The 19,646-nt window shown below is 72.0% G+C and carries 13 protein-coding genes and 2 pseudogenes; 7 read left to right on the plus strand and 8 right to left on the minus strand.

Going from position 1 to position 19,646, the window contains the following annotated elements:
- The coding region (locus CR470_RS23520; RefSeq protein ID WP_107489494.1) for a UDP-N-acetylmuramoyl-L-alanyl-D-glutamate--2,6-diaminopimelate ligase at nucleotides 1-1,324 on the plus strand (1,324 nt) is incomplete at its 5' end.
- Between the two features lie 219 nt (nucleotides 1,325-1,543).
- The gene (locus tag CR470_RS23525) at nucleotides 1,544-3,091 is read left to right on the plus strand and encodes a carboxylesterase/lipase family protein (protein WP_097869537.1); all 1,548 of its coding nucleotides are present in this window, start codon (nucleotides 1,544-1,546) and stop codon (nucleotides 3,089-3,091) included.
- A gap of 107 nt (nucleotides 3,092-3,198) precedes the next feature.
- On the opposite strand, the pseudogene CR470_RS23530 reads toward CR470_RS23525, so the two are convergent.
- A pseudogene (locus tag CR470_RS23530) lies at nucleotides 3,199-3,432 on the minus strand (ABC transporter ATP-binding protein); the annotation flags it as partial.
- Here CR470_RS23530 and CR470_RS23535 point away from each other — a divergent pair.
- A pseudogene (locus CR470_RS23535) lies at nucleotides 3,432-3,701 on the plus strand (hypothetical protein); the annotation flags it as partial. The pseudogenes CR470_RS23530 and CR470_RS23535 sit on opposite strands and share 1 nt — an antisense overlap.
- On the opposite strand, the gene CR470_RS23540 reads toward CR470_RS23535, so the two are convergent.
- Nucleotides 3,662-4,237: a GNAT family N-acetyltransferase gene (locus tag CR470_RS23540; RefSeq protein WP_097869538.1), complete on the minus strand. Its 576-nt coding sequence runs from the start codon at nucleotides 4,235-4,237 to the stop codon at nucleotides 3,662-3,664. The pseudogene CR470_RS23535 and the gene CR470_RS23540 overlap by 40 nt on opposite strands.
- A 280-nt stretch (nucleotides 4,238-4,517) precedes the next feature.
- Between CR470_RS23540 and CR470_RS23545 the strand changes: the two genes are divergently transcribed.
- A complete protein-coding gene (locus tag CR470_RS23545) occupies nucleotides 4,518-5,546 on the plus strand; it encodes a LuxR C-terminal-related transcriptional regulator (protein WP_373561439.1) in 1,029 nt (342 codons plus the stop codon).
- Between the two features lie 98 nt (nucleotides 5,547-5,644).
- Here the strand turns inward: CR470_RS23545 and CR470_RS23550 are convergent, their stop codons facing one another.
- Together CR470_RS23550 and CR470_RS23555 are read right to left on the minus strand one after the other, a co-directional pair.
- Complete coding sequence (locus tag CR470_RS23550) at nucleotides 5,645-9,436, minus strand: S8 family serine peptidase (protein ID WP_097869539.1); 3,792 nt, start codon at nucleotides 9,434-9,436, stop codon at nucleotides 5,645-5,647.
- 183 nt (nucleotides 9,437-9,619) lie between these two features.
- Nucleotides 9,620-10,660, minus strand: coding sequence for an SCO7460 family lipoprotein (locus CR470_RS23555; protein WP_097869546.1), 1,041 nt, complete (start codon nucleotides 10,658-10,660; stop codon nucleotides 9,620-9,622).
- 273 nt (nucleotides 10,661-10,933) lie between these two features.
- On the opposite strand from CR470_RS23555, the gene CR470_RS23560 reads away from it, so the two are divergent.
- Together CR470_RS23560 and CR470_RS23565 are read left to right on the plus strand one after the other, a co-directional pair.
- Nucleotides 10,934-12,079 carry a S1 family peptidase gene (locus CR470_RS23560; RefSeq protein ID WP_179892356.1) on the plus strand — a complete coding sequence of 382 codons (1,146 nt, stop codon included), beginning with the start codon at nucleotides 10,934-10,936 and terminating at the stop codon, nucleotides 12,077-12,079.
- Between the two features lie 452 nt (nucleotides 12,080-12,531).
- Nucleotides 12,532-13,320, plus strand: coding sequence for an isocitrate lyase/PEP mutase family protein (locus tag CR470_RS23565; RefSeq protein WP_097869547.1), 789 nt, complete (start codon nucleotides 12,532-12,534; stop codon nucleotides 13,318-13,320).
- 132 nt (nucleotides 13,321-13,452) lie between these two features.
- Here the strand turns inward: CR470_RS23565 and CR470_RS23570 are convergent, their stop codons facing one another.
- The 4 genes from CR470_RS23570 to CR470_RS23585 are packed head-to-tail and all read right to left on the minus strand — an operon-like array spanning nucleotide 13,453 to nucleotide 18,080.
- On the minus strand, nucleotides 13,453-14,811 hold the full coding sequence (locus tag CR470_RS23570; RefSeq protein WP_097869548.1) for a GH1 family beta-glucosidase: 1,359 nt from the start codon (nucleotides 14,809-14,811) through the stop codon (nucleotides 13,453-13,455).
- 47 nt (nucleotides 14,812-14,858) lie between these two features.
- A complete protein-coding gene (locus CR470_RS23575; protein WP_179892357.1) occupies nucleotides 14,859-15,752 on the minus strand; it encodes a carbohydrate ABC transporter permease in 894 nt (297 codons plus the stop codon).
- Nucleotides 15,745-16,758, minus strand: a complete 1,014-nt coding sequence (locus CR470_RS23580; RefSeq protein WP_097869542.1) for a carbohydrate ABC transporter permease — start codon at nucleotides 16,756-16,758, stop codon at nucleotides 15,745-15,747. The genes CR470_RS23575 and CR470_RS23580 overlap by 8 nt, the downstream gene beginning before the upstream one ends.
- A gap of 11 nt (nucleotides 16,759-16,769) precedes the next feature.
- Nucleotides 16,770-18,080, minus strand: coding sequence for an ABC transporter substrate-binding protein (locus tag CR470_RS23585; protein WP_097869543.1), 1,311 nt, complete (start codon nucleotides 18,078-18,080; stop codon nucleotides 16,770-16,772).
- Between the two features lie 142 nt (nucleotides 18,081-18,222).
- Between CR470_RS23585 and CR470_RS23590 the strand changes: the two genes are divergently transcribed.
- Nucleotides 18,223-19,557: an ROK family transcriptional regulator gene (locus CR470_RS23590; protein WP_097869544.1), complete on the plus strand. Its 1,335-nt coding sequence runs from the start codon at nucleotides 18,223-18,225 to the stop codon at nucleotides 19,555-19,557.
- The last annotated feature ends 89 nt before the right edge of the window (nucleotides 19,558-19,646 follow it).

Consider the following 19,646-nt stretch of genomic DNA (forward strand, 5'->3'; position numbering starts at 1 on the left):
CCCCGAAGCCGTCGCCCCGGCGGTCGCCCGCGGCGCTGTCGCCGTACTCGTCGACGAGCAGGCGCCGCCGCTGCCCGCGGCGCTGGGCGACGTGTGCGCGGTACGCGTCCCCGACGTGCGCAGGGCCGCGGCGGTCCTCGCCTCGCGCTACTTCGGCGAACCGGGCCGGGCGATGGACCTGATCGCCATCACCGGCACCAACGGCAAGACGTCCGTCTCGTACATGACCGAGTCGGTGCTGCGGATCGCCGAGGGGACCCGGGTCGGGGTGATCGGCACGGCGGGCAGCCGCATCGGGGACGAGCCCATCCCGATGCCCCCCTCGGTGCTCACCACCCCGGAATCGCCCGATCTGCAGTATCTGCTGGGGCACATGCGTGACCGCGCCACCGGCAGCGTCGTCCTGGAGGCCACCTCGATGGGGCTGCTGACGCACCGTCTGGACCGTACGTTCATCGACGTCGGCGTCTTCACCAACCTCACCCAGGACCACCTCGACGACCATGGCACCATGGAGAACTACCGGGACGCCAAACTCCGCCTCTTCCAGGGGCTGTGCCGCCGCGCCGTGGTCAACGCCGACGACCCGGTGGGCGCCGGGATCCGGGAACTGATGCCCGACGCCGTGACCACCTACGCGCTGGACGGCGACGCGGACTACCGCGCGAGCGATCTCACCGTGGACGCCTCGGGCACCCGGTTCACGCTGCACCACGACGGCCGCAAGTACCCGGCGGCGATCCCTTCGCCGGGCCGGTTCTCGGTCTCCAACGCGCTGGCCACGGTGGCGGCCTGTCACCTCCTCGGCCACGGTCTGGCCGGGCTGGTCGACGCACTGGAGCGGATGCCGCAGATCCCCGGCCGCTTCGAACGCCTCCACACCCCCGGCGGCACGTCGGTGATCGTGGACTACGCCCACTCGCCGGACTCCCTCAGCAAGGTCCTCACCACGATCCGCGGCTTCGCCAGGGGCAGGGTCATCACCGTCTTCGGCTGCGGCGGCGACCGCGACACCACCAAGCGCGCCGAGATGGGGGCTATCGCGGGCGCCCACTCCGACCTGTGCGTCCTCACCTCCGACAACCCCCGTTACGAGGCCCCCGAGGCCATCCTCGACCAGATCGCCCCGGGCATCGCGTCGACCGGGACACCGTTCGAGCGAATCACCGACCGCCGCCTGGCCATCGCCGCCGCGCTGGCGGAGGCCGGGCCGGCCGACATCGTGCTCATCGCGGGCAAGGGCAGTGAACCGCACCAGGCAGTCCGGGGCGAGCTGCTGCCGTTCAGTGACATGGCCACCGTGCGCGAACTGATCGGCGGATAAGGCGGGTAGGGCCGACAGACGGACAGACGGGCAGGCGGCCGGCCGGCCGGACAGACGTGTGGCCGGACCGACGCGCGCGCGGGCAGACGCGCAGGCGCAGGCGACAGGCGCGCGCGGGTGAGCCAAGATCAATCTGTTGGTGGTGGCGCCGGGTGGGCAGGCATGCTGGCCCGGCCGCGCCGAGCGCCGGACGGGGCAGCAACAGGGGGAGTGGCAGCAGTGGACGTCTTCACGACGAAGTCCGGGAGCGTACGGGGGCGACGCGCCACGCGGGACCGCGGCATCGTCGCCGTACTCGGGCTCCCTTACGCGGCACCGCCGTTCGGCCGCCTCCGGTTCCGGGCGCCGCATCCGGCGGAACCCTGGGACGGCGTGCGGGACTGCACCGCCTTCGGGCCGGTGGCCCCGCAGTCGGCCGAACTGCCGGGCGCGCCGAGCTGGTCGCCCGGTGACGAGGACATCCTCACACTGAACGTCTGGTCGCCCGCCGACGGGCCCGGTGACCTGCCCGTGCTGGTCTGGCTCCACGGCGGCGCGTACGTCTTCGGCTCCTCGGCCCAGCCCGACTTCGACGGCACCGCACTGGCGGGCCGGGGGCTCGTCGTCGTCACCCTCAACAGCCGCCTCGGCTTCGAGGGGTTCGGCCACGTGCCCGACGCCGCCAGCGGTGTGCCCGTGCCCGACGCCGACAGCGGTGACACGGCCCTCCCCGACAACCGGGGCCTCCTCGACCAGATCGCCGCCCTGGAATGGGTCCGCGACAACATCTCCGCGTTCGGCGGCTCGCCCGACCGGGTCACACTGGCCGGACAGTCGTCGGGCGCCACTTCCGTGGCCTGCCTGACGGTGGCCGGCCGGGCACGGGGCCTGTTCCGCCGCGCCGTCCTGCACAGTGCCGTCAACGCCTTCGCCACGGTGGAGCAGGCGGCCCGCACCACCGCCGAAGTCGCCGCGGCGGCCGGGGTGCCCGCCACCCGCGCCGGGCTGCTCGCCGCCCCGCCCGAGGCCCTCGTGGCCGCGACGGACCAGGTCTGCGAGCGGTACGCACAGGACCCCGGCTCGGGGCAGCGCCACTACGACCCGGCGATCTACGGCCCGGTCGCCGACGGCGTCCTCCTGACCGCCGACCCGTCGGAGGCACTGGCGGCCGGAGCGGGCGGCACGGTGGAGCTGCTGGTCTGCCACACCACGGAGGAATACTGGCTCCTGGACGCGGTCGGCAGCAGCGCGAAAATCACGTCGGAGGAGCAACTGGCTGCCTTCGCAGCCGACTTCGGGCTGTCGGAACCGCTCGTCGAGGGCCACCGCGAGCGCCTGCCGGGCGCGCCGGTTCTCGATGTCTACCTGTCTCTCCACTCCGGCCTTCTGTTCGCCGAGTACAGCACTCGCCTCGCCGAGGCCCACGCCCTGGCGGGCGGCCGGGTCTTCCTCGCCCGCTTCGACCGCCGCCGGGACCGTGCGGGGCAGCGGGTGCGCGCCTGGCACTGCGCGGACATCCCGTTCGCCTTCGGTAACCTCCACGAGGAGAGCGTCCACTTCCTCGTCGGCGGCCCGCCCGGCGCGGCCGACCAGGAACTCTCGCGGCGCATGACCCGCGCATGGGCCGGGTTCGCCGCCCAGGGCGACCCGGGCTGGGCGCCCCTCGACGGGCCCGCCGGGAGCGGGGCGACGGTACGGGACTGGCGTACGGCGGAAGAACCCGCCGGGGCGGAGCACGGCTTCCGTGATCTGTGGCGTGCGGCCGGACTGCCGTTGCTGGCGCCCTGAGGCTCCCTGCCCGGCGTGGGACCCACCGTCCGGGCAGCGGCGGGCCCCCGTCGACGCGAAACCGGGGTCGGGCTCCCCACCCGCACCGGGTCGGGCCGTGCTCGCGCCTACCCGAGGCCGCCCGAGCGGGCCAGCCAGCGGCCCGCGTGCCGTGACACCTCGATGGGGCGGCCGAAGCAGGCGGTCATGCGCTCCTCCGTGAGGACGTCCTCGACCGCCCCTGCCGCGAGGACGCGCCCCTCACGCAGGAGCAGGGCGTGACCGATCGCCGGGGAGAGCTCCTCCAGATGGTGCGTGACGGTCACCGTCGACAACTCCAACCGGTTCAGGGCGAGATGCCGGGGACGCGCGCATCGCCGCGCACATGCTCGCCATCGCCGACCTGGCCCCGGGGCTCGAACTCCTGGAGCGGTCGGTCAACGGTGCGCCGGGCCTGGTGGCCCGGCGGGGCGGCGTCGTCCTGACCGTCGCCTCGTTCGACCTGGCCGAGGGGTGCGTCGCCCGGATCCGGGTGGTCCGAGACCAGGAGAAACTGCGGCCGTGGGCGACCCGCCAGGGCGGCGATCGCCTCTACCGGCGCAGGTCGAGCCGCATCAGGACACGGGGGTGACCGGCCAGCACCGAGGTGGTGTCGGCCGCGTGGGTGAACCCGGCGCGCTCGAAGTTCTTCCGGAGCCCGGCGTACGCCATCGTCAGGTCGACCTTGGCGTCACCGCTGTCCAGCGGGTACGCCTCGACCGCCGGCGCGCCGTGGGCGCGGGCGAAGTCGACCGCACCGGCGATCAGGGCGTGCGAGATCCCCTTCCCGCGATGACCGGGTCGGACCCGGATGCACCACAGCGACCAGACCGGCAGGTCGTCGACGTGCGGAATCTTTCGGCCGCGGGCGAAGGCGGTGTCCGAGCGCGGCGCCACGGCGGCCCAGCCGACCGGCTCGTCGCCGTCGTAGGCCAGCACCCCCGGCGGGGGCTCCGCACGGCACAGCCCGGCGACATACTCACCGCGGGCCGGACCGCGGAGCTCGGTGTTGAGCTTGGACGGAATCCGATAGCTCAGACACCAGCAGACGTTGGCCCCCGGCGACTTCGGGCCGACCAGGGTACGAACATCCTCGAATGCCGAAGCCGGGCGAACTGCGATGGTCATGGCGCCACGATGCCACGGTGCGACCGATGGCACCCCCGGTGGGTGTTGCTCCGCATCGCACAGAAGCTCCGCATCGTCCCCGACGGCTTCGGCCGAACAGCCGCCGGGTATGACCTCCCACGGCCCCGAGCACTTGGTCATGATCAGTATCGAGGCCGGAGGGGCGTCGTGCGTGGCAGCGGGCCCATCGTTCCGGTGTGCGGGGTGTGGTTGGATCACGCTGTGTCAGGCCCTGGGGCCAAACGAGAGGCCCTGCATCGGTTGGGGTGGGCGGGGAGTCGTGGGAGGCGGACACGTGCTGGAGGCCGCGGGGATCGGAGCGGGGGAGGAGCGGGTGTACCGCTTTCTCGTCGGGGTGCGTGAGGCTGATGCCGCGGTGATCGCGGATCGGCTGGGAATGGAAGTGGATCAGGCGCACCGGGAGTTGGCCTCGCTCCACGCCAAGGGGCTGGTGGGGCCGGCGGCCGCTTCGGCGGCGGGTGGCGCGGTGCGCTATGTGCCGGTTGCGCCCGATGAGGCGCTGCGCCCGCTGCTGCTGCGTGGGCACGAGGCGCTGGAGGCGGCGCGGCGGGGGGTGGAGCAGCTCACCGAGGAGTACCGGGCAGGCGGGCGGCGGCATGACGCGGGGCAGCTCGTCGAGGTGATCTCGGGGGCGAGCGTGATCCGGCAGCGGCTGCGTCATATGGCGTACGGGGCCCGTGAACTGCGGTGGTTCTGCAAGGCCGGCCATGTGGCGATGCCCTCGGACGACAACGACGAGGAGTGGGAGCTTCTCGCCCGTGGCGTGCGGTACGAGGCGGTCTACGAGCGCGCGCTGCTGGAGGAGCCCGGCATGGTGGACAACGTTGCCCGGAGCATCCGTGCGGGAGAGCGGGCGCGGGCCACCGGGACGCTGCCGGTGCGGTTGGCGATCGCTGACGGCGCGATGGCCATCTGCCCGCTGATGCCCGGCGGTCCGGGTGATTCGATGGGTGAGCCGACGGCCGCGGTGGTGCGCGGCAGCAGTCTGCTCGACGCGCTGATCGCGCTGTTCGAGAGCCAGTGGGCGGCGGCGTCGCCGCTGCACGTCACGGACTCCGGTGAGCTGGCCGACCTCGGCGGTCCGCGGCCCGGTGCGAACGTGGCCGACGACGAGCGGTATCTGCTGTCCCTGGTGGTCGCCGGGGTCGCTGACAAGGCGATCGCCTCGCAGCTGGGGGTCAGCCAGCGCACGGTGCAGCGCCGGATCCAGGTGCTGATGCAGCGGGCCGGCTCCGCGACGCGAACGCAGCTGGTGTGGCAGGCGGCGCGGCGGGGATGGCTGTCATGACGGGCGCGTCGAGGTTCCCGTACCGGCGCGGACGACGGGGCGTCCGTCAGGCCGACTGCTGACCTGACGGACGCCCGACGTGCGCGGCGGGGCGCCGCTCAGTTCGTGTCGAACGCGCGGCGTACCTCCTGTGTCACCTCGTTGCCGTGGTTGTCCCAGGCCCGTACGCGCAGGGACACGTAGCCGTCGGTGCGGGACCCGGCTGCCCGGACCCGGTAACTCCCACCGCCCTCGGGAGTGGTCCGCGCCCGGCTCCAGTGGGCGCCGTCGTCGTAGGAGACGGAGACCTCCATGCCCGCCACCTTCGGGCCGGTGAGGCCGTCCTGGTGGCGTGCCTTCACCTCGAATCCGAGAGTGCGGGCGGCCGGAGCGGTGACGGTACCGGTGAGGTCGGTGGGGATGTCGTAGTCGAGTTGCAGCAGGGGCAGCAGCGGGGTTTCGCCCGCGGGCGGGCGCGGGGCGCTGAACGACCAGCTGGTGCGGGTGGCGGTCGACAGCGACCATTCGGGGGTGGTGCGTTCGACATCCAGGTCGAGGCGGTACCGGCCGTCCGCGCCGGTGACCGGGAAGTCCTCCCAGGCGGCGGGTGCTTCGGCCAGGAGCTTGCCGTCGCGGTAGAGGGCGGCCCGCACCTCGTCGGCGGGGGTGTCGTCCCAGTCGCCGCCGTCGGGCCTGCTGTAGTGGTCAGCGGTGGCGTCGGCGAACTCCGGTATGCGTACGACCAGTTCGTCCTTCTCGCGGTAGGAGGCCAGGCCCTTGACGCCGCGGGGGATGGCGGGGCGTACGACGGGGGCGAACCAGCTCTCGGTCAGCCGCTCGCCGGGCCGGTAGGTCCGTGCGGGCTGGAGCATGCCGGAGTTCAGGGGACTGCTGTCGTCCCAGGTAAGACGGTGGTGCACGCGGTGGAGCCAGAGGGTGTCACCGGCGCTCACGTACTCGGTGCGGGTCAGCGGGGTGGCCACGTCGCGCCGGTACTGGTTGATGGCTGTGTTCATCCAGGGGCGCCAGCCGAAGCGCTGCTCCGTGGCATACGGGACGCCGCCCGTGTGGTGGTACCGCGACACGACCGTAGCGGTGTTGGCGGCCGTCACCCGGTGCACCACCCGCTCGGGCACCCGCTGGCGGGCGACCTGCATCACGTCGTACAGGTAGGGGCTGTCGGGGATGCCGCGCAGCTCAAGTGCGGTGTTCCCGGAACGCAGCTGCCCGCGCAGCCGCTCCCCGATGTCGTAGCGGGTCAGGACGGCGGGGAGCGGCAGGCGTTCGCCCCGGGGGTTCCAGTGCGTCCAGGCGACGCTGCCTTCCCCTTCGGTGAGGACGACGGCGGCTGCTCCGGCGGCCGAGGCCGCGACGGCCTGTTCCTCGTAACGGGCCTCCGTGGCGTCCACGAGCACCGCGGCGCCGGCCGGTTTCAGGCCGCGGGCGCGCAGGGCCGCGTAGTCCTCGGGGCGGCCGGTACCCGCGTCGAGCAGGCGCATGCTGCGGCGGCCGTCCACGGTGGGCGAGTTGTGCAGCAGGCCGCCTTCGAGGTCGGTCGCCCGGCCCGCGCGCAGGGTGCGGGCGGTCAGCTGTGGTGCGGTGAGCTGCCAGCGGGAGTTGAACTCGAAGACCCCGCCGGTGACCTTCTTCGTCGGGGTGACGTACAGACGGCGGGCGTCGGCGCTGAAGTCCATGTGCCCGTTGGAGATGCGGCGCCCGCCGACGGCGCGGTGCGTGTAGAAGCTGACGACGGCTTCCTGGACGGTCGGCTTGGCGGTCTCGATCCGGACCCGGACGGCCTCGCGGGCGTCGAGGACCACATGCGTGTCGCGGTCGACCGTCAGCTCGGGGTCGACGACGACGCTCTGCACACTGCCGTTCTCGACGCGGTCGGAGATCACGCCGTGCAGGAAGTAGGAGCCCTCGGGCACCGACACGGTGAGCGTCTCCCCGGGCCGCAGGGCGGTGACGACGTCGTCGCGGGAGTGGGGGCCGACGAGCACCAGCGGAGTGACCCAGGCCGGGCGGCCGGAGCGGTCGACGGCGGTCAGGGTGACCTTGTGCCGGGGGGCTCCCTTCGCCGCCGCGAGCACGGTGTGCGCGACGGTCTTCCCGTCGCCGCTCGTCGCGGTGAGGCTGCCGCCGTAGCGGCCCGCGGGCAGGGACTTCGGGTCGAGGGTGACGGTGATCCCGGCCCGGCCGCTCGCGGGGACGGTGACCGTCGCGCCGTCGGGCAGGCGCACCGCGTCGGCGGGTGCCGGGCGGCCGGTTGCGTCGCGCAGCTCGGCGGAGAGGTTCAGGGTGAGCGGGGTGGGGCCGGTGTTGGTGTAGGTGAGCTGTGCGCTCTGCGGGTCGGATTCAGGGGTGAGTTCACCGAAGCCGACCGTGCCGGTGGCGTGCACGGGCTGCTTCACCGCCCGCGCCACATCCACGCGGCCGCCGCCCTGCTCATAGACGGTGCGGTCCGGGGCGGTGCGGGAGGTGCTGACCAGCGCGTCCTTCAACTGCTGTGCCTGCCAGTCGGGATGCTGCGCGGCCAGGATCGCCGCGGCGCCCGCGACGTGCGGGGCCGCCATCGACGTACCGGAGGAGGCGGTGTACGCGTCGTCGACCGGCTCGCCCATCGCGGTGCCCGCCGCGCGGGCGGCGACGATGCCGACGCCGGGGGCGGTGATGTCGGGTTTCTGCGCCTCGTCGGTGCGGGGGCCGCGGCTGGAGAAATCGGCGAGACGCTCCTCACCGTCCACGGCTCCCACGGTCAGCGCCTTGTCCGCGGCACCGGGGGTGCCCACGGTGTACTCGCCGGGGCCGCTGTTGCCGGCCGAGGCGACGAAGAGCGTTCCGGTGGTCTCGGTCAGCTCGTCGAGGCCGAGGCTGAGCGGGTCCGTGCCGTCGCCCGCCGTATCGCTGCCCAGGCTCATGTTGACGACGTCGGCACCCGAGGAAGCGGCCCACTCCATGCCGTCGAGTACGGAGGAGAGGGAGCCGACGCCGTTGTCGCCGAGGACCTTGCCGACCAGCAGCTTCGCGCCGGGCGCGACGCCCTTGTGGGAGCCCTGCGAGGCGGCGCCGGTGCCGGCGATGGTGGAGGCGACGTGGGTGCCGTGACCGAAGGCGTCCTGGGTGGTGGGGCTGTCGGTGAAGTTGCGGGCCCCGACGATCCGGCCGGCGAGGTCGGGGTGGGTGTCGTCGACGCCGGTGTCCAGGACGGCGACCGTGACGCCCGTCCCGTCGTAACCCGCGCTCCAGGCCTCCGGGGCGCCGATCTGCGGAACGCTCCTGTCGAGGGAGGGACGGACCTTCGCGTCGAGCCAGAGGCGGTCGATGCCGGCGCCGAGCCGCGGCGTCTTCGGAGTCTTCGCCGTCATGGGGGCTTCGCCGCCGATGGCTTCCCAGAAGCGGCGGGCCTGTCGCTTCTCGGCCGTCAGCGCGCGCCCCCGCACGCTGCCGAGCGTGCGTACGGTCTCGGAACCGGCGGGCTCCTCGGCCGAGTTGAGCCGGACGCCGGGGCGGTGCCGGGCGATCAGCGGAATGCTTGTGGTGCGGGCGTCGTCGTAGCCCTGCTCCACCAGCCCGGTGATGTTGAACAGCTGGCGGTCGAGAGCGCCGCCGGCCAGATACGGCATGGCCTCGCCGGGGAGTACGTAGAGATCGCCGTCGATCTCCACCTGGTCGTAGCCTCCCCCCGAGCCCTCCGCGCCCGGCTCGACGGAAACGGCCTGGCGGCCGTCGGGGAAGCGCTCCAGGTGTACCCGGTCTCCGGTCACGAGGGTGACGGTGGAGGTCCGGGAGGCGGGAGCCGCCGGTCGGTCGGTGGCGGAGGCCGGGGAGACGGGGGCCAGAACGGGGGCCAGAGCGGCGATGAGGGCACCAGCCGCTATGAGCGCGGCGGGACGTAGCCGTGGGTGCATCGGGGCCTCTTCGAAGGTACGGGAGCAGAGCGCGCGGTTCGGATCAACACTCCGTCCTGCGAGGCCCGTGTGTCACGTGGTGCGGGTGCCAGGATCGCGACATGTCGTCTCTACGACAGGGGAGGGATCGACGAGATGGTCCTGTCGCTGTCCGCGAGGGGCCACTCGCCGTACGGGCCCGTACTAGTACGGGGGCAGGCGCAGCATCCCGGTGCCCTCGCGTACATCGTGCACGAGCCGGATCTTCCCCACCGGCCTGCCGTGCTCGTCCGTGGTCACCAGGGCCGCGTCGTCGCTGTTGAGGCACCGCCCGCGCGCGTCCGGCTCGGGGCAGAACAGGACGTAGCCGGTCTGCCGGTCGACGCGGCCCGGCTCCAGCCGCCAGATCCACTGGTAGGTGCTCATGACCACCCGGGGGTAGGTGGCGCGCAGTTGCTCCTTCACTGCGTCCTGCACGGTGTCACCGAACTTCTGGCGCTCCCGGAGCGGGCGGACGGCCCGGGCGCTGCCCGTCGTGTCGACCCGGCCCGCCTCGATCTCGTAACTCGCCGAGAAGTAGGCCTGCTTGGTGAGCGAGGCCCGGAGACCCGACCGGGTCAGCCGCATCACGGTGGGCCAGGACTCCTTGCCCCGGTCGCGCCGGTCGGCGACGGACGGGGAGACCACGTTCACGTACGACCCCTGAGCCTTCGACAACGTGCTGTCGGCCCCGCTCGCCGTGACCCAGCGCTGGACGCACTCCCCGATCTCGCCGAGCACCTTCGCGACGGTGGCGTTCGTCAGCTCGGCCACGACGTAGGGCGGGGTGCCGGTCGGGCCCAGGGCGACGACCTCGTAACCGCAGGCGTCGAAGGCGCCCTTGAGCGCACGGAAGTCCTCGGCCTGCTGCCGCCCGTGCTTCATGGCCCCGGCCAGCGCGCCCACGCAGTCCTTGCGGTCGCACGTACCCTCGTCCGCCCTGTCCGTGTCGATGCGGAGCCGGACCACGGCGTCGCGGTCGTCGGTCACCGCGAACGTGACCTCCGAGCCGCCGGAGCCCGGGAAGAGCGTGCGTGCTCCGATCGCCTTGAGCTGCCCCGGGAAGTGCTTCTCGGCCAGTTCCTCCGCCGCCCTGCGGTCGCCGTCGGTGTCGACCACTCCGCACGCGCCCAGCAGCACGACCAGCGAACCCGTCAGTGCGCCGGTCAGCGCGGCTCTCCACCGTCTGCGGCGTGTTCCGGTCATGGTCCGCTCCTCCACCTGGCCCCGTCCGCTGTTCCTGTGACAGTAGGACGAGCGCCTGCGGGCCGGATGAGTACGCCTACTCAACCCGGTACCCGGCACTCCGCGCACCTCTTCCCGACCTGACGTCGCCATTGGCATGGACCTGACCATCGAACTCCGCTACAGTCCGGGACGGCACATCTGAGAGCGCTCTCAAGCGGCACGATCGGCATGCGCTCCGGGTTGCCTCCCGTTCCACCCCACGTCGCTGGAACAACAGGAAGGGTCACTCCCTTGAGACACGCAACCGTGCTGCGGACCGGTCTGTCCGCACTCCTGGTCCTCGGTGCCTGGGCCGCCGCCGGCCCGTCGTCCGCCTCCGCCGCCCCCGCCGACTCCGCCGAGGCCCCCGCCTCCGCGGCCCTGCTCACCGCGATGCAGCGCGACTTCGGCCTCACCGAGGGTGAAGCCGTCGAGAGGCTCGCCGACGAGAAGGCGGCCACCGCCCTGGAGCCGAAGGCGCAGCGCGCCGCGGGCTCCGCCTTCGGCGGGTCCTGGTTCGACGCGAAGACCGGCAAGCTGGTCGTCGCCATCACGAACGCCGAGAAGGCCGAGGCCGTACGGGCCGCAGGCGCCGACGCCCGGCTCGTCGAGCACTCGGCCGAGCGGCTCGACGCGGCGAAGGCGCGCATCGACGCGCTGCCCGCGCCGTCCGGCGTGAGCAGCTGGCACGTCGACCCGGCGACCAGCAGCGTCGTCGTGAACGTCGTCGCCTCCGAGCAGCGTGACAACGATGTCCGGTCCTTCGTCGCCAAGGCTCGCGAGGCCGGGCCCGTGACCGTCGAGACGACCGCCGAAGCGCCGCAGACCTTCGCCGCGGGAACGGTCGGAGGCGACCCGTACTACACGGGCAACGTGCGCTGTTCGATCGGCTTCTCCGTCCACGGCGGCTTCGTCACCGCCGGGCACTGCGGCGGCGCCGGCCAGTCCGTGCGCGGCTGGGACGGCTCGGCCATCGGCAACTTCCAGGGCTCGTCCTTCCCCGGCAACGACTACGCCTGGGTGAACGTGGCCAACGGCTGGTGGACCGTGCCGGTCGTCCTCGGCTGGGGGACCGTCTCCGATCAGCTGGTCCGGGGCTCGAACGAGGCGCCGATCGGCGCGTCCATCTGCCGCTCCGGCTCCACCACGCGCTGGCACTGCGGCAGGGTCCTCGCCAAGAACGAGACGGTCAACTACAGCCAGGGCGCCGTGCACCAGATGACCAAGACGAGCGTCTGTGCCGAGGGCGGCGACTCCGGCGGCTCGTTCATCAGCGGCGACCAGGCCCAGGGCGTCACCTCCGGCGGCTGGGGCAACTGCTCCGGCGGCGGGGAGACCTGGTACCAGCCGGTCAACGAGATCCTCAACCGGTACGGGCTGACCCTGCACACCGCGTGATCCGGGGGAGCCGTACCGCCGTTCTCCCTGGCGGAGCGGCTCCCGCCGTCGGGTGAGGGCGCCGGGCCGCGAGCGGTCCGGGGCGGCCGGATCCCACCGGCCCGGCGAAAGCATGGTGAGCGGCCCCGCGGAAGCGCGGGGCCGCTTCCGTGTGCGGACGCCCCGGGGGGAGCCTCCCCCCACCGCCCAAGAGCCCTTCGCGCAGTGCGCCGTTCACAAGCTACTGACACCCTCTCGGCAACGGCGCAACACGTGGGGCTACTCGCTCTACGGGTTCGGCGTCCGCCGGAGTTGATCCGGCAGGGCCGAGAACCCCTCCGCGCCGTCCCATCCCCGCTGTCGGCGCGGAGGGGGCCCGCGGCGGCCACGGACATCCGGGGCCGCCGCGGACTGGTCGCGTTCGCGCCTCGGTGGCGCCCCGTCGGCACGCTGCGGGGAGTAGCGTGATCGGCATGGACCTTCGTACCACCGTTGAGCGCGCTCAACGACTCAAGCAACTGCACGCCGAGCACAGGCCCCTCGTGCTGCCGACCGTCTGGGACGTCTGGTCCGCGCGGACAGCAGCCGCCGCCGGGTTCCCCGCACTGACGGTCGGCAGCCATCCGCTCGCCGATTCCCGGGGGGCCGCGGACCAGGAGGGGCAGACCTTCGAGGAGGTGCTCGCCGCCGTCCGGCCGATCATCGCGGCGGTCGACGTCCCCGTCTCCGTGGACCTGGAGGCCGGCTACGGACAGAAGCCCGCGGATCTCGTCGCCGGTCTCGTCGAGGCCGGCGGCGTCGGTCTCAACGTCGAGGACACCGTCCACTCCGAGGGCGGACGTGTGCGCAGCACGCAGGAGCACGCGAACTACGTCGCCGGCCTGCGCGCGGCGGCCGACGACGCGGGGGTCCCGGTCTGGATCAACGGGCGCACCGACCTGTTCCTGTACGCGGAGGACGCTTCCGCGGTTCTCGACGAGGCGATCGAGCGACTGCGGGCCCTGGAGCAGGCGGGCGCCGACAGCGTCTACCCGGTGCGTATCCAGGACAACGACGAGCTGCTCGCGGCAGTGACGGCCGCCGTCTCCGTGCTGGTGAACTCCACGGCCCACCCGGTCAAGCACGATCTTGAGCGCTTCCGCCGCCTCGGCGTCGGCCGGATCACCTACGGCCCGCTGCTGCAACTGGCGATGACGGACGCGATGAAGGGAATGCTGGGGCCCTGGGCACCCCAGGCGTCCCAGGTGACCCAGGCGTCCTAGGGACCCGGCGTTCCGCCGGTACCGTCCCGCGTTCCTCCGCGTGTTCTGCGGGCGGGACGAAATGCCCTCCGGCCGCGGCGAGGCATGCGCCGCGGCCGGAGGTGAGGGCGGACAGGAGCCGGTGGAGCCGGGTCAGGCGGCCGCCCGGCCGTTGCGCTCCGCGTGCTCCCGGACCAGCTCCGCGTACCGGCGGCCGCTGCTCTTGACCGTACGGCGCTGGGTCGCGTAGTCCACGTGGACCAGACCGAACCGCTTGTCGTAGCCGTACGCCCACTCGAAGTTGTCCATCAATGACCAGGCGAAGTACCCGGCCAGCGGGGCTCCCTTGCCGACCGCGCGGGCGCAGGCGGCGAGGTGCTCCTCCAAGTACCGGACGCGCTCGGGGTCGTGGACCGAGCCGTCCGCCGCGACGACGTCCTCGTACGCCGAGCCGTTCTCGGTGACGTAGATCCGCTGGACGCCGTACTCCCCGGTCAGGCGCAGCAGCAGCTGCTCCAGGCCCTCCGCGTGGACCTCCCAGTCCATGTGCGTGAGCCGCGCGCCGGGGACGGAGACCTGCTGGGCGTGGGGTGCGGTCCCGCCGGGGTCGGCGGTGACGATCTGCCGGAAGTAGTAGTTGAGCCCGAGCCAGTCGAGCGGTGCGGCGATCGTTTCCAGGTCGCCCGGCCGGACCGGGAGTTCGACCCCGTACAACTCCACCATGTCCCGCGGGTAGCCGCGGCCCAGGATCGGGTCCAGCCACCAGCGGTTGATGTGGCCGTCGGCGCGGCGGGCGGCGGCGAGGTCGGGCTCGCTCGTGCTCGCCGGCTCGATCGGGCTGAGGTTGTTGACGATGCCGATCCGGGCGTCCGGGGAGGCCGCCCGGATCGCCCGCACGGCCAGGCCATGGCCCAGATGCAGGTGGTAGGAGGCCCGTACGGCGGCGGTCAGGTCGGTGAGACCCGGCGCCATCCGGCCCTCCAGATGTCCGATCCAGGCCGAGCACAGCGGCTCGTTCAGCGTCGCCCAGTCCTTGACCCGGTCCCCGAGGCGCTCCACCACGTGGGAGGCGTACGCCGCGAAGTGCTCCGAGGTGTCCCGTACGGTCCAGCCGCCCCGGTCCTGGAGCACCTGGGGCAGGTCCCAGTGATAGAGGGTGGCGAAGGGGGTGACGCCGGCCTCCAGGAGGCCGTCCACGAGCCGGTCGTAGAAGTCCAGGCCCGCCTTGTTGACCGGCCCGTCGCCGCCGGGCACGACCCGCGGCCAGGCGACCGAGAAGCGGTAGGCGTCCGCGCCGAGCTGCTTGATCAGGCCGATGTCCTCGGGGACCCGGTGGTAGTGGTCGCAGGCCACGTCGCCCGTGTCGCCGCCGTCGATCGCGCCGGGGGTGTGCGAGAACGTGTCCCAGATCGAGGGGGAGCGGCCGTCCTCGGCCACGGCTCCCTCGATCTGGTACGCGGCGGTGGCGACGCCCCAGGTGAAGTCGGCCGGGAGGGCGTTGAGGTCGGACACGTGCTGCCTTTCCGTGGGGGTGGTGGGACGGCTTCCGTCGGCCGGCGTCACTTGACGGCTCCTGCCGTCAGACCGGCGACCAGGTAGCGCTGGAGGAGCAGGAACCCGACGACGATCGGGACGCTGACGACGAGGGACGCGGCCATGACCTGGTTCCAGTACACGTCGTTCTGCGTGGCGTAGCCCTGGAGGCCGACGGAGAGGGTCCGGGTGGCGTCGTTCGTCATGACGGAGGCGAAGAGCACTTCGCCCCAGGCCGTCATGAAGGAGTAGACGGACACGGCGACGATCCCGGGCACGGCGGCCGGCACGACGACCTGGAAGAGCGCGCGGACGGGGCCGCACCCGTCGACCAGGGCCGCCTCGTCCAGGTCCCGGGGAATGGAGTCGAAGTACCCGATCAGCATCCAGATGGAGAACGGCAGCGAGAACGTGAGGTACGTGAGGATGAGCCCGCCGCGCGAGCCGTACAGGGCGACGCCGGTGCTGTTGCCGATGTTGACGAAGATGAGGAACAGCGGGAGCAGGAAGAGGATCCCCGGGAACATCTGCGTGGACAGCACCGTGACGGTGAAGACCCGCTTGCCCCGGAACCGGTAGCGGCTCACCGCGTAGGCGGAGAACACCGCGATCGTCACCGACAGCACCGTCGCCGAGCCCGCCACGATCAGCGAGTTGACGAAGTACCTGGCGAGCGGGACGGTCTCCCAGATGTCGAAGTACGGCCGGATCGTCAGCGTGGACGGGATCCACTGGAACTTCCCCGACACGTCCTGGAGCGGCTTCAGCGAGCTGCTGACCATCACGTAGACGGGCAGCAGGACGAAGCCGGCGAGCAGGGTCAGGACGATGCGGCGGGTCCAGAGGAAGGACTGCGGCGCGGCCATCGGCGAGCGGTCCCGCGACCGGGTGGTGCGGGTCGGCCGCGTGAGACTAGACATCGGCGCCCTTCCTTCCGCGCGAGGTGAGGAACAGGTAGACGGCCGTCACGACCAGCAGGAAGAGCAGCAGCAGGACCGACATCGCGGATCCGGTGCCGAAGTTCCAGGTGACGAAAGACGACTGGTAGATGTGGATCGAGATCAGGTCCGCGCTTTCCGGTGCCGATTTTCCGAACAGGACGTACGGGGTGTTGAAGTCGTTGAACGTCCACAGGAACAGCACCAGGACCAGCACCTGGTTGACCGGGCGCAGCGAGGGCAGCGTGATCCGGCGGATCTGCTGCCAGATGCCGGCGCCGTCGATCGAGGCGGCCTCGTACAGCTCGCGCGGGATGTTCTGGAGCCCGGCCATCAGCATGAGGAAGGCGAACGGCCAGCCCTTCCACACCGAGACGATGATCAGGGCGTAGATGCTGTTGTCGCCGATCAGCCAGAACGACGGCTGGTCGGTGATGCCGAGCTGGTCGTGCAGCACGTGGTTGATCAGTCCGTTGTCCCGCTGGAACATGAACGCCCAGGTGATGACGGCCGCGTAGACCGGCAGGGCGTACGGAACGAGGAAGACGGCGCGGAGGAAGCCCCGGCCGCGGAAGCTCTCCTGGAGCAGGATCGCCGCGGTGACGCCGAACAGCCAGGCGAGGCCGACCGAGAAGAACGTGAAGACGCAGGTGACGAAGAACGAGTGGAGCAGGGCCTCACCGATCGGCGCGTCGAAGTCGACGGCGATGCCGTAGTTGTCGAGGCCGGTCCAGGGCGCCGCGCCCCAGTTGTTGATGAAGAACTGCGTGAGCTGCCGGAAGCTCATCACGATCCCGATGACCATCGGGATGATGTGGATGAGGAGTTCGAGCAGGACGGCGGGCAGGAGCAGGAGGTAGGGCAGTCCGCCTCGGCGGATCCGGTCGGGGATGCGCGGCAGTCTCCTGCGCGCACCCCCGGTGCCCCGGCTCGTACCCGTGCCGGTCGACTTGTCGACCTCGGGGTCCGTGGTGACGGTGGCGGTCATGGATCAGGGCCTCACTGCTGCATCGTCTGCTGGGCCTTTTCCAGGCGTGCCCTGACGGATTCCTCGGTCACGGGACGTCCGCCCGCGGCGTCCGCCCACAGTTCCTTGACGGCTGTTCCCACGGCCGTCTCGAACTGCGACTCGTTCGGGACCTGGGGGAGTGGGGCGGCGCTGGTGGCGAGGGTGTCGCGGAGGACCTTGAGGTCGGGGGCCCCGAACGCGGCATCGGCCTGTGCTGCCTTGACCGGCGGGATCGATCCATAGGTCTTGTTGAGCAGCTTCTGCTCGGCGTCGCTCGTCATGAACTTCACGAACTTCTTCGCGCCGTCGATGTTCTTGGTGTTCTTGAAGACAGCCATGTTGATGCCCGCGACCATGGAGTTGGTCTGCTTGCCCGCACCCGGCACGCCCGAGGGGACCGGCACCGGGGCCGCGCCCCAGTCCTCGGGCTTCATGCCCTGGGCGGCGAAGGTGGAGGCGGCGGCCTGCCACAGCACCATCGCCGTCCTGCCCTTGGCGAAGTCGGTGAGCGACTGGTTCTGGGCGTACTCCGCGTTGCCGGGAGCGATGATCTTGTCCTCGGCCATGAAGTCGATGTACTGCTTCACCGCCGCGACCGCGCCGTCGGAGGTGAAGGTCGCCTTGCCGTCCTTGTCGAAGAAGTCGGCGCCGTGCTGCCGGCCCAGGACGAAGGCCTGGTGGATGTTGTTGGAGAGGTTGCCGCCCTCGGCGCCCAGACCCCACTTGCCGTCCTTGGATATCTTCTTGCCGGCGGCGACCAGCTCGTCCCAGGTGGCCGGGGGCTTCTCGACGCCCGCCTCCGCGAACATCTTCTTGTTGTAGTAGAGGGCGTACGCCAGTGAGTACAGCGGCACGGCGGCGGGCGGCTCGCCCTCCTTGCCGGCCGAGTCGACCGCCGAGTCGACGAAGCGGTCCCGGCCGCCGATCGCCTCGAAGTTCTTCTCGTCCCACGGCAGGAGCGCGCCGGTCGCCTGGAGCGAGGCCGACCAGGTGTTGCCGATGTTCAGCACGTCCGGGCCCTGGCCGGAGCTGGTGGCGGCGAGGATCCGGTTCAGCAGGTCGGCCCACGGCACGACCTCCAGCTTCACCTTGATCCCGGTCTCCTTCTCGAACTTCTTCAGCTCGGGAGTGAGGATCTTCTTGTCGGCCTCGATGCTGGGACCCTGGTTGGACGCCCAGTAGGTGAGGGTCTTCGGCGACTCGTTGCTGCCGCCCGAGGTCGTTCCGCCGCCGCAGCCGGTGGCGGTCACGGCGATGGCGAGGGCGAGGGTGGCGGCGCTTGCGGCTCTGACATGACGCATGAGAGGTGGCCCCTTTCCGGGGATGGCTGCGTTCGGGAACCGAACGGCCTCCATGACTTAATTTATGCCGTGATTTAAGAGGTGAAAGAAGGTCGCGTCAAGGCCTGGGACCGGGGTATGTTCCTGGACGGGAAGGAGCAACATGGCCGAGCGCAACAGACGGACCGTGCGTGACCTGCGGCGGGGCAACCGGGCAAGGGTATTGCAACGGTTGTATTTCGACGGCCCGCTGAGCCGTCAGGAGCTCGGACCGGTCACAGGCCTGAGTTCGGGATCCGTCAGCAACGTCGTCGCGGAACTGTCCGCCGAGGGCCTGCTGGAGGAGGCCGGCGTCGTCGACTCGGACGGTGGCCGCCCCCGTACGCTGCTGCGCGTCGCCCCGGACGGCGGGCTGCTCGTCGGCATCGACATCGGCGAGACCCGGGTCCGCGTCGAGCTGTTCGACCTCTCCCTGACCGAACTGGCCCGCACCGAACGGCTGCTGGCCCAGCACGGTTACGACGTCGACCGCATCGTCGCCCACGTCCGCACCGGCGTCGCGGATGTGCTGCGCGACGCGGGCGCCGACCCGCGCCGCCTGCTCGGCATCGGCATCGGGGTACCCGGCATCATCGAGCGCGACGGACCCGAAGGGCCCGACGGCACACGCGGCGCGGTGGTCCACGGCCAGACCATCGGCTGGCGCGCGGTCCCCTTCGAGCAGCTGCTGCGCGAAGCGGTCGACGTGCCGCCCGAGGTGCCGCTGTTCATCGACAACGGCGCCAAGACGCTCGGCCAGGCCGAGATGTGGTTCGGCGGCGGCCGCGGCGCGGGCGCCGCCGCCATCGCCCTCATCGGCTCGGGCGTGGGCGCCTGTGTCGACCACGGGGACATCCTCGACGAGGACCGCACGCGCCTCGCCCTCGAATGGGGCCACACCACCGTCCAGTTGCGCGGCCGCCGGTGCCGCTGCGGCTCCATCGGCTGCCTGGAGGCGTACGCGGGCGCGGAAGCCCTGCGCGAGCGCTGGCGCGAGGCGGGCGGCCCGCTGCCCGAGGACGCCGACGACGAGACGGCGCTGGCCGCCCTGCTCGCCGCCGCCTACCCGGGACACGGCGGCCCCGCCCCGGACCCGGTGGCGCTCTCCCTGCTCGACGAGACAGCCGAATGCCTCGGCGCGGCCCTCGCCGACCTGATCAACCTCTTCCTGCCCGAGCGGATCCTGATCGGCGGCTGGGCGGGCCTGCTCATCGGCCCCCGCCTGCTGCCCGACATCCGCCGGTACGCGAACGAGTACGCCCTGCGCCACGCGGCCGCCCGCACCACCATCGAGATGGGCCGCCTCGGCCCGGACGCGGTCACCGTGGGCGCGGCGACGCTCCCGCTCGCCGACTTCCTCACCCGGGGCGGCAGCCGCCCCGGGCCGGGCGGCGCCGGCGCGCCGCCCCGTACGGCCGTGGAGGCGGTCCGGGAACGTCACCGCACCTCGATGAACTGAGCGGGGGATGTCCGCCTGACGCGTCGGCCGCACGGGTGCCGGCCAACGCGTCGGCCTGTCTCTTATACACATCTCTGAGCGGGCTGGCA

The organism is Streptomyces sp. rh34 (assembly GCF_002551245.1).
Classification (GTDB): domain Bacteria; phylum Actinomycetota; class Actinomycetes; order Streptomycetales; family Streptomycetaceae; genus Streptomyces.

What these genes read in the sequence shown, in the direction of transcription:
- CR470_RS23540 (WP_097869538.1), bottom strand. Translation starts at nt 4,237, where the DNA reads ATGACCATCGCAGTTCGCCCGGCTTCGGCATTCGAGGATGTTCGTACC.
- CR470_RS23550 (WP_097869539.1), bottom strand. Translation starts at nt 9,436, where the DNA reads ATGCACCCACGGCTACGTCCCGCCGCGCTCATAGCGGCTGGTGCCCTC.
- CR470_RS23555 (WP_097869546.1), bottom strand. Translation starts at nt 10,660, where the DNA reads ATGACCGGAACACGCCGCAGACGGTGGAGAGCCGCGCTGACCGGCGCA.
- CR470_RS23565 (WP_097869547.1), top strand. Translation starts at nt 12,532, where the DNA reads ATGGACCTTCGTACCACCGTTGAGCGCGCTCAACGACTCAAGCAACTG.
- CR470_RS23575 (WP_179892357.1), bottom strand. Translation starts at nt 15,752, where the DNA reads ATGTCTAGTCTCACGCGGCCGACCCGCACCACCCGGTCGCGGGACCGC.
- CR470_RS23580 (WP_097869542.1), bottom strand. Translation starts at nt 16,758, where the DNA reads ATGACCGCCACCGTCACCACGGACCCCGAGGTCGACAAGTCGACCGGC.
- CR470_RS23585 (WP_097869543.1), bottom strand. Translation starts at nt 18,080, where the DNA reads ATGCGTCATGTCAGAGCCGCAAGCGCCGCCACCCTCGCCCTCGCCATC.
- CR470_RS23590 (WP_097869544.1), top strand. Translation starts at nt 18,223, where the DNA reads ATGGCCGAGCGCAACAGACGGACCGTGCGTGACCTGCGGCGGGGCAAC.